The organism is Streptomyces canarius (assembly GCF_014650735.1).
In the GTDB taxonomy this organism is placed as follows: Bacteria; Actinomycetota; Actinomycetes; order Streptomycetales; family Streptomycetaceae; genus Streptomyces; species Streptomyces olivaceoviridis.
In genome coordinates this window covers 1-1,582 of sequence record NZ_BMVN01000171.1, presented here as the reverse complement: position 1 = coordinate 1,582, position 1,582 = coordinate 1, and the positions used below count along the sequence as shown (strand labels likewise).

Sequence of the window (1,582 nt, the reverse complement as noted above, 5' to 3'; positions counted from 1 at the left end):
ACATCGCCTGGACCCACCCGGAGGAAGTCAACGCCGCCCTGCTGGAGTTCCTCGCCAAGTGACATCGGGCGCTCACGGGTGACGTCACCCCGCCCGCGGTGCCGGACGGCAAGACCACCGTCCGGCACCGCGGGCGGGGGCGTCGCCGTACGCTTTCCCCCCACGGGTCGCGCTTCGTCCGAGTAGCCTGGTGCGCATGGACAGCGTCAACCAGCTCGGCCGCTTTCTGCGCGCCCGCAGGGCAGTGGTCTCCCCCCGGGAGGCGGGGCTGCCGGACGACGCCCCACGCCGTACTCCCGGCCTCAAGCAGGAAGAGGTCGCCCGGCTCGCCGGTCTCAGCGAGGGCTACTACGCCCGCCTGGAACAGGCCCGGGAGAAGCACCCCTCCGACCAGGTGCTCCAGGCACTCGCCCGGGTGCTGAGGCTGAACCCCGACGCCGCGCGGTACATGCGTGCTCTGGTACGGGACCAGGACCGGCCGGCCCCGGCGGACGCCGAGGTCGCCGCCCATGTCATGCGCCTGATCGAGGCGTGGGACACCACCCCCGCCCTGGTCCTCGGGTCCTGCCTCGACATCCTGGCCGGCAACGCACTGGGGCGTGCCATGTACGCACCAGTCCTTCCTTACGGCAACCTGGTTCGGTTCACCTTCCTCGACAGGGTGGCCGCCCGTGCCTTCTACCGGGACTGGCAGCTGATCGCCGAGGCCGGGGTCGCCTGGCTGCGGGCGACAGCGGGCGTCCCGGCGGGCCGTCCCCGCCTGGACGAACTGGTGGAGGAGTTGTCCGCGGACGCGGAGTTCCGCCGGTTGTGGAGCCGTTTCGACGTGCGGGACAAGACGAGCGACGTGAAGCGCCTGCACCATCCGATCGTCGGTGACCTCACCCTGAACTACCAGATCCTCGACGTCGACGGCGCCGCCGGGCAGCACCTGTTCATCTATCAGGCCCAGCCGGGCTCGCCGAGCGAGCGGGCGTTGCTGCGGCTCCGGGACGCTGCCGCCACGGAGTGAACCCCGGCACCGGGCCGGCTTCCTCTTCCTGTGGCCACTTGGCATCGTGCGACGGCGGCGACTGACTGGGCTTTCCCGAGCGTCGTCCGCCAGGGCTCCCGCTGATGTCCTTCCGCAATTGGGTCAACCCCACGGTTGATCATGGCGAGCCACATTCCCGGTGCCCGGCCTGCCCGATGGTGGCCGGGAAGCGCCGAGGGAAGACTTGTGGGTGTTCCGAGGTGCCTCGGCCACCCGGAAATCCCATCCCTCTCGGCGCTGCGATCATCGATCACGTGAATGTGTTGTCGATGCTCACGAAGCTATGTTATCGTCGATCTCGTCAAAGCGTTAAAGGCGATGACGGTGTGCGCGAGGACCACGTGCCGAGCACCTGTCACATCACTCGAAGGACTGGTCACCATGACGGACACCCACACCCGCGTCGCGCTGGTCACCGGCGGCACCGGCGGCATCGGCCTCGCCGTGACCAACCGCCTCGCCCAGGACGGTTACGCCGTCGCCGTCCACTACGCCGGCAACAAGGCCAAGGCGGACGAGGCGGTGGCGGCCATCGAGGCCCAGGGCGGC

At 69.7% G+C, this 1,582-nt stretch carries 2 protein-coding genes; both read left to right on the top strand.

Going from position 1 to position 1,582, the window contains the following annotated elements; genetic code table 11:
* Nucleotides 1–196 precede the first annotated feature (196 nt).
* Nucleotides 197–1,012 (top strand): helix-turn-helix domain-containing protein, encoded by an 816-nt coding sequence (locus IE294_RS46640; RefSeq protein WP_189895375.1) that lies wholly within the window; start codon nt 197–199, stop codon nt 1,010–1,012.
* Nucleotides 1,013–1,414: 402 nt separating this feature from the next.
* The coding region (locus tag IE294_RS46635) for an SDR family NAD(P)-dependent oxidoreductase (RefSeq protein ID WP_189895374.1) at nt 1,415–1,582 on the top strand (168 nt) is incomplete at its 3' end.

Bases quoted from the DNA above. Each gene is read 5' to 3' on its own strand.
- IE294_RS46640 (WP_189895375.1), top strand. From the start codon at position 197: ATGGACAGCGTCAACCAGCTCGGCCGCTTTCTGCGCGCCCGCAGGGCA.